Genomic DNA, 6,497 nt, shown 5'->3' on the forward strand with positions numbered 1-6,497 from the left:
GCCATGCGGCGCAACCTCGACCTGGTCGAGGCGGCCGTGCGCGCGAGCGCCATGGCCCTGGAGAACGCCCAGTTGCACGCCACGGTGGCCGCGCAGCTCGACGCCGTGCGCGCGTCCCGGTCCCGGCTGGTCGAGGCCGGCCTGCACGAGCGGCGCCGACTGGAGCGCGACCTGCACGACGGCGCCCAGCAACGGCTGTTGGCGCTGGCCACCAGACTGGGTCTCGCCCGGACGAAGGCGACCGATCCCGATACGATCTCCGCCATCGAGGCCGCCCGGGAGGATCTGCGCCACGCCCTCGCGGACCTGCGCAGCCTCGCGCGGGGGATTCATCCGGCCGTGCTCAGCCAGGGTGGGCTGCTGCCGGCCCTGGAGGTCGTCACGGCCGCGCTGCCGGTGAAGATCGAGCTCGACGTCCCCGCGGCGCGGTTCGAGGCGGTCCTCGAGGCGGGCGCCTACTACACGATCTGCGAGGCGCTCACGAACACGGTCAAGCACGCCGGGGCCAGCCGGGCCCGAGTCACCGTGCGCCATGACGGTGGTGTCGTGCGCATCGACGTCACCGACGACGGCAAGGGCGGCGCCACCGCGGTCGAGGGCGGGGGGCTGGCCGGCCTCACCGACCGCGTCCGGGCGCTCGGCGGCGCCCTGGTCATCGTCAGCCCGTCGGGCGGCGGGACCCGACTGACGGCGAGCATCCCGTGGTGACCGTCCCGGCCGGCATCGGCAACCGGCCAGTATCGGCAACCGGCCACCATCAAAAGCCGGCCAGTATCGAGAACCGGCCAGCGTCAGAAGCCGGCCAGCGTCGAGAAGAGGAGAACGGACCCGTGCGGGTAGCGATCGCGGACGACTCGACCCTGTTCCGCGAGGGGCTGGCGATGCTGCTGACCGCCGCGGGCGCCGAGGTCGTGGCGCAGGCCGCCACCGCCGAGGACCTCATCCGCGGGCTCGGGCGCAGCCGGCCGGACGCGGTGATCCTGGACATCCGGATGCCCCCCACGTACACCGACGAGGGGCTGGTCGCGGCCGAACAGATCCGCGCCCAGCACCGCGCGATCGCCGTGCTCGTCCTGTCGACCTACGCCGAGACGCCCTACGCGCTGCGCCTGCTCGGCGACGGCAGCGGCGGCCTCGGCTACCTGCTCAAGGACCGGGTCGACGACGTCGGGGCGCTACAGGACGCGCTGCGGCGGGTGATCGACGGTCGCCTCGTGCTCGACGAGGAGATCGTCGCGGGCCTGCTGGCCCACCGGCGGCGCGCCGACGAGCTGGCCCGGCTCACCCCGCGCGAGCGCACGGTGCTGGCGCACATGGCCGAGGGTCGATCCAACCAGGGCATCGGTGCCCGCCTGCACCTGGCGCCCAAGACCGTGGAGAACCACATCGCCGGAGTCTTCAGCAAACTCGGGATGCCGGCGTCCGCGGACGACAACCGCCGGGTGCTCGCCGTGCTCACCTGGTTGCGCAACGCCGCCGCAGGGCCGGGCGAGCCGGGACCCGCAGCGGGAACGCCCGCCGGCGCGTCTTCTGTTATCACGACGCCAACCCGCTCCGGGCACCGCAGTGGCGTCTCCCCGTTCGGGTAGGTGCAACCGACCCACCCGATGCCCGGTCGTCTGCTCACCGAGCGTGTCTCGCCCCATCACCGCAGCCAGGGGAACTGCTCGCTGACGAGGGGTGGCGCAGCACACGTGGGATGAGGCTCACCGATCACGCGCATGTGCAGCCGCGAACGGCCAGACTTGGGAAGAACCATGTGAGCCAGCAAACCGGCGTGAGCGCTCCGTACCCGGATGCGCGCCCCGGCTGGGGCAGAGCCGTCACCAGCGGCATCGCCACCGCGAGAGGAGCCCGGCGTGTCCGAGCAGGTCAGCACACTGACCGTCACCGACAACCGAACCGGTAAGACGTACGAGATCCCGGTCACGGACGGCACGGTACGCGCGAGCGCGTTGCGTTCGATCAAGACGGGCGACGACGACTTCGGGTTGATGGCGTACGACCCGGCGTTCACGAACACCGCGAGCTGTCGCAGCGCCATCACCTACATCGATGGTGACGCCGGCATCCTGCGCTACCGCGGCTACCCGATCCAGGAGCTCGCCGAGAAGAGCAGCTTCCTGGAGGTCGCCTACCTGTTGCTGGCGGGCGAGCTTCCCTCCACCGACGAGCTGTCGACCTGGGAAGACGAGATCACGCACCACACCCTGGTGCACGAGTCGATCAAGAAGTTCATCGACGGGTTCCACCACGACGCCCACCCCATGGGCATGCTGGTGTCCACCGTCGGCGCGCTGTCGACGTTCTATCCGGACGCCAAGACGATTGACGACCCGGGCCTGCGACGGCTGCAGATCGTCCGACTGATCGCCAAGATCACGACGCTGGCGGCGTACTCCTACCGGCACTCGGTCGGCTTCCCGTACGTCTACCCGGACAACGACCTGTCGTACGCCGGCAACTTCCTCAACATGATGTGGAAGGCCACCGAGCTCAAGTACGAGCCGGACCCGAACCTGGAGCACGCCCTCGACGTGCTGTTCATCCTGCACGCCGACCACGAGCAGAACTGTTCGGCGAACGCGATGCGCGCCGTCGGCAGCTCGCAGGCGGACCCGTTCTCGGCGGCCGCCGCCGCGATCGCCGCGCTGTACGGCCCGCTGCACGGTGGGGCGAACGAGCAGGTGCTACGGATGCTCGCCGAGATCGGCTCGGTCGAGAACATCCCCTCCTTCATCGCCCAGGTGAAGGACGGCAAGAAGAAGCTGATGGGCTTCGGCCACCGGGTCTACAAGAACTACGACCCGCGCGCCCGGGTGATCCGCCAGGTCGCCGACGAGGTCTTCAAGGTGACCGGCACGAACCCGCTGCTGGACCTGGCGATGGAGCTGGAGCGGATCGCGCTGGAGGACGAGTACTTCATCGCCCGCAAGCTCTACCCGAACGTCGACTTCTACACCGGCATCATCTACCAGGCCATGGGCTTCCCCGTGGAGATGTTCCCGGTGCTGTTCGCCATCGGCCGGATGCCCGGCTGGCTGGCCCAGTGGGAGGAGGGCCTGCTCGACCCCGAGCAGAAGATCGCCCGCCCGCGCCAGCTCTACGTCGGCTACGACCAGCGCCCGTACGTCCCGATGGACGACCGCGGTGCCACGGCCGAGGACCCGATCGCCGCCCAGGCCGCCCAGGCCGCCCCGGAGCGCCCCCTGCGCTAGGCATCATCCGGCGTCAGCGTGGCGCCGCGGCACTCCAGCCGCCTGTCAGAGCCACGCGCGAGCGCCACCAGATGAAATCGGGCACGAGGCCGGCGAGCTGTCCAGCTCGCCGGCCTCGTCGCTGTCCTGGATCGACTGCGCGCTCGAATCGGACCTCGAATCGGACCTCGAATCGGCCGGAGCCTGGTTACTACAGGCGCTCGACGACGTGGTCGATGCTGGCGACCAGCGCCTCGACGTCGGCCGGTTCGATGGCCGGGAAGCAGGCGACGCGCAGCTGGTTGCGGCCGAGCTTGCGGTACGGCTCGACGTCGACGACGCCGTTGGCGCGCAGCACCTTCGCCACCGCCGCGGCGTCGACCCCGTCGAAGTCGATGGTCACGACGACCTGGGAGCGCTGCGCCGGGTCGGCGACGAACGGCGTCGTGTATGCCGTCTTCTCCGCCCAGGTGTAGAGGATCGACGAGGACTCGGCGGTGCGGCGCACGCACCACTCCAGCCCACCCTGGGCGAGCATCCACTCGATCTGGTCGGCGAACAGGAACAGCGTCGCCACCGACGGGGTGTTGTACGTCTGGTCCTTGGAGCTGTTGTCGCGGGCCGTGGTCAGGTCGAGGAACGGCGGGATCCACCGGTCGGTCGCGGCGATCTCGGCGAGCCGGTCGATCGCCGCCGGCGACATCAGCGCCGTCCACAGGCCGCCGTCGGAGGCGAAGCACTTCTGCGGCGCGAAGTAGTAGACGTCGGCCTCGGTCACGTCGACCGGCAGGCCGCCGGCGCCGGAGGTGGCGTCGACCAGGTGCAGGGCGCCGGCGTCGGCGCCGACCGGGCGGCGCACCGGGCGGGCGACGCCGGTGGAGGTCTCGTTGTGCGGGCTGGCGTAGACGTCGATGCCGGCCTCGGGCGCCCAGTCCGGGTGCGTGCCCGGGGCCGAGGACACCACGGAGGGCTCCGCCAGGAACGGCGCGCCCTTCGTCGTGTCCGCGAACTTTCCGCCGAACTCGCCGAAGACGAGATGCTGCGACCGGTTACGGACCAGATTGAACGCGGCGGCGTCCCAGAACGCGGTGGCGCCGCCGATGCCGAGCACGACCTCGTAGCCCGCGGGCAGCGAGAACAGCTCCGCAAGCCCCGCGCGCACCCGGCCGACCAGCCCCTTGACCGGCTTCTGGCGGTGCGAGGTGCCGAGATAGGTCGCGGCGCTGGCAGCCAGGGCGGCGACGGCATCCGGGCGGATCTTCGATGGGCCGCAGCCGAAGCGGCCGTCGACCGGGCGCAGGCTGTCGGGCAGTTCGATCGCGGCGGCGTCAGCCACGGGGCACCCCCGGGGAGACGTCGGCGAGCGGGCGCGGGTCCGGGCCGACGTAGCGGGCGGACGGACGGATCAGCCGGCCGGTGCGCTGCTGTTCGAGAATGTGGGCACTCCAGCCCGCGGTGCGGGCGCAGGTGAACATGGACGTGAACATATGGGCGGGCACCTGGGCGAAGTCCAGGACCACGGCGGACCAGAACTCCACGTTCGTGCGCAGCGGGCGGTCGGGGAAGCGGTTGGTCAGCTCCTCGATCGCGGCCGCCTCCAGCGCCTCGGCCACCTCGTAGCGGTCGGAGCCGAGATCGCGGGCGGTGCGGCGCAGCACCCGGGCACGCGGGTCCTCCGCCCGGTACACCCGGTGCCCGAAGCCCATCAGCCGCTCCTTGCGGTCCAGGGCACGGCGGACGTAGCCGAGCGGGTCCCCGGTGCGCTCGACCTCGTCGAGCATCGCGAGCACTCGCGAGGGAGCGCCGCCGTGCAGCGGCCCGGACAGCGCACCGACGGCGGCGGACAGCGCGGCCGAGGCGTCGGCGCCGGTCGAGGCGACCACTCGGGCGGTGAACGTCGAGGCGTTCATGCCGTGCTCGGCTGCCGACACCCAGTAGGCGTCGACGGCCTGGACATGCTTGGGGTCCGGCTCGCCACGCCAGCGAATCATGAACCGTTCCGTTATCGTCCGGGCGCGGTCGACCTCCTTCTGCGGGACCGCGGGCTGCCCCAGGCCCCGGGCGGACTGGGCGACGAAGGACAGCGCCACCACCGACGCGCGGGCGAGGTCGTCGCGGGCCTGCTCGGGAGCGATGTCGATGAGCTGGCCCAGCCCCCAGTAGGGGGCGAGCATCGCCAGCGCGCTCTGCACGTCCACCCTTATGTCACCGGAGTGCACCGGCACCGGGAACGGCTCGGCCGGCGGCAGCCCGGGCTCGAACGCACCGTCGACCAGCAGCCCCCAGACGTGGCCGTAGTCCACCGAGCCGACGAGGTCCTCGATGTCGACCCCGCGGTAGCGCAGCGCGCTGCCCTCCTTGTCCGGCTCGGCGATCTCCGTCTCAAAGGCGATCACGCCTTCCAGACCTGGCTTGAAATCGCTCGTCTTCTCGGCCATCGAGTCCGGATCTCCGCTTCTGTCGGTTGGTTCGGCCGGCGATCTGTCGCTGAGACCGGCGGCCCGCCGTGCCTGCCTCGTCGGGTTCTGCTCCATCCGATCCTGCCCCGCGGCATCCGGACGCGCCAGAGCGCCGCCGCCTCGCGCCGTTCCAGCCGGCCCGCCGATGGACGCAGCAGCCTCACACTTCGCCAACCCTGGCACACTCGCACGACAATTTATGAGATGCCTCACAGTCGCTTTGTCCATTTGTGCGGCTATTTGCAACAAGCTGCCGAAAGTGACGTCTGAGACGGTCGACCGGCGGAGATCTCGTCGCGCTACGGTCGGCACCAGGAGATCGCCCGCCTGACCGGCGGTCAGGCGGCGCATAAACACGATCAGGAGCTCGGGAGATCATGGCGTTCGTCTTCATCAGTCATCGCGCGGCGGACATCGCCAGCGCCGAACGGCTGGGGCGGGCGGTCAACGCGGTCGGCCATGCGGTGCACCTGGACCGTTGGGAAGTGCGCATCGGCGATACCGTGCCCATGTTCATGACCGACACCCTCGCCACCGCGGATTTTCTCCTGCTGGGCCACTCCACCCTGGGAATTCACGCGCCGTGGATAGCGCAGGAATTCCTGCCGGCGCTCGCCGTGGACCTCTCGTCGCGCGGGATCAGCATGCTGCCCGTGACCCTTTCCGGCGCCGAGGCCCCCACCCGACTCGGCGGGCGGCCCTGCCTCGACCTGACCGCCAACTGGGACCGCGGGGTGGCCACGGTCCTGCGCGAGCTCGGCTGAGCGCGCCGGGCGCGGCTGGCACGATCCTCCGATGGCCTCCATCCCGCCCTCCGGTGCCTCCCCACCCCGCACAGCCG

Annotated in this window: 6 protein-coding genes; 4 read left to right on the plus strand and 2 right to left on the minus strand. The window is 71.0% G+C overall.

Annotated features, from left to right (window positions below):
• The 3 genes from ND748_RS13885 to ND748_RS13895 all read left to right on the plus strand — a co-directional run.
• The coding region (locus tag ND748_RS13885) for a sensor histidine kinase (protein ID WP_251746222.1) at window positions 1-708 on the plus strand (708 nt) is incomplete at its 5' end.
• 122 nt (window positions 709-830) lie between these two features.
• A complete protein-coding gene (locus tag ND748_RS13890) occupies window positions 831-1,589 on the plus strand; it encodes a response regulator transcription factor (protein WP_251746223.1) in 759 nt (252 codons plus the stop codon).
• Window positions 1,590-1,859: 270 nt separating this feature from the next.
• Window positions 1,860-3,218, plus strand: a complete 1,359-nt coding sequence (locus ND748_RS13895; protein ID WP_251746224.1) for a citrate synthase — start codon at window positions 1,860-1,862, stop codon at window positions 3,216-3,218.
• Window positions 3,219-3,408: 190 nt separating this feature from the next.
• Here ND748_RS13895 and serC read toward each other — a convergent pair whose 3' ends face one another.
• Together serC and ND748_RS13905 are read right to left on the minus strand one after the other, a co-directional pair.
• Window positions 3,409-4,533, minus strand: a complete 1,125-nt coding sequence (gene serC, locus ND748_RS13900) for a phosphoserine transaminase (RefSeq protein WP_251746225.1) — start codon at window positions 4,531-4,533, stop codon at window positions 3,409-3,411.
• Window positions 4,526-5,635, minus strand: coding sequence for a citrate synthase 2 (locus ND748_RS13905; protein WP_251746226.1), 1,110 nt, complete (start codon window positions 5,633-5,635; stop codon window positions 4,526-4,528). Before ND748_RS13905 ends, serC begins: the two co-directional genes overlap by 8 nt.
• 398 nt (window positions 5,636-6,033) lie before the next feature.
• On the opposite strand from ND748_RS13905, the gene ND748_RS13910 reads away from it, so the two are divergent.
• Window positions 6,034-6,420, plus strand: coding sequence for a toll/interleukin-1 receptor domain-containing protein (locus ND748_RS13910; RefSeq protein WP_251746227.1), 387 nt, complete (start codon window positions 6,034-6,036; stop codon window positions 6,418-6,420).
• The last annotated feature ends 77 nt before the right edge of the window (window positions 6,421-6,497 follow it).

The organism is Frankia sp. AiPs1 (assembly GCF_023716945.1).
Classification (GTDB): domain Bacteria; phylum Actinomycetota; class Actinomycetes; order Frankiales; family Frankiaceae; genus Frankia.